Annotated in this window: 2 protein-coding genes; both read left to right on the forward strand. The window is 51.2% G+C overall.

What is annotated here, in order from left to right:
- The coding region (gene rplV / locus FQK12_RS24025) for a 50S ribosomal protein L22 (RefSeq protein WP_146295783.1) at positions 1-274 on the forward strand (274 nt) is incomplete at its 5' end.
- A 17-nt stretch (positions 275-291) separates the two neighbouring features.
- A partial coding sequence (gene rpsC / locus FQK12_RS24030) for a 30S ribosomal protein S3 (protein WP_146295781.1) occupies positions 292-815 on the forward strand: 524 nt, incomplete at its 3' end.

The raw sequence follows: 815 nt of genomic DNA on the forward strand, positions 1-815 counted from the left end.
TGCTGACCTGATTCGCGGTAAGAAAGTGTCGCAGGCCCTGGATATTCTGACCTACACCAATAAGAAAGCTGCTGTACTGGTCAAGAAGGTACTGGAATCTGCCATTGCTAACGCTGAACACAACGATGGCGCTGACATTGATGATCTGAAAGTTGCGAAAATTTTCGTAGACGAAGGCCCGAGCATGAAGCGCATTATGCCGCGTGCTAAAGGTCGTGCAGATCGCATCCTGAAGCGCACCAGCCACATTACTGTGGTTGTGTCCGATCGCTGAGACTCTGGAGACTAGCAATGGGTCAGAAAGTACATCCTAATGGTATTCGCCTGGGTATTGTAAAACCATGGAACTCAACCTGGTTTGCGAACACCAAAGAATTCGCTGACAACCTGGACAGCGATTTTAAAGTACGTCAGTACCTGACTAAGGAACTGGCGAAAGCGTCTGTATCTCGCATCGTTATCGAGCGTCCGGCTAAAAGCATCCGTGTGACCATTCACACTGCTCGCCCGGGTATCGTTATCGGTAAGAAAGGCGAAGACGTAGAAAAACTGCGCAAGGTCGTCGCGGATCTCGCTGGCGTGCCTGCACAGATCAATATTGCCGAAGTTCGTAAGCCTGAACTGGACGCTAAATTGGTTGCTGACAGCATCACTTCTCAGCTGGAACGTCGCGTTATGTTCCGTCGTGCTATGAAGCGTGCTGTACAGAACGCAATGCGTCTGGGCGCTAAAGGTATCAAAGTTGAAGTTAGCGGCCGTCTGGGCGGCGCGGAAATCGCACGTACCGAATGGTACCGTGAAGGTCGCGTACCGCT

The sequence above is a fragment of the Klebsiella sp. ME-303 genome (genome assembly GCF_007910085.1).
In the GTDB taxonomy this organism is placed as follows: Bacteria; Pseudomonadota; Gammaproteobacteria; order Enterobacterales; family Enterobacteriaceae; genus Klebsiella; species Klebsiella michiganensis.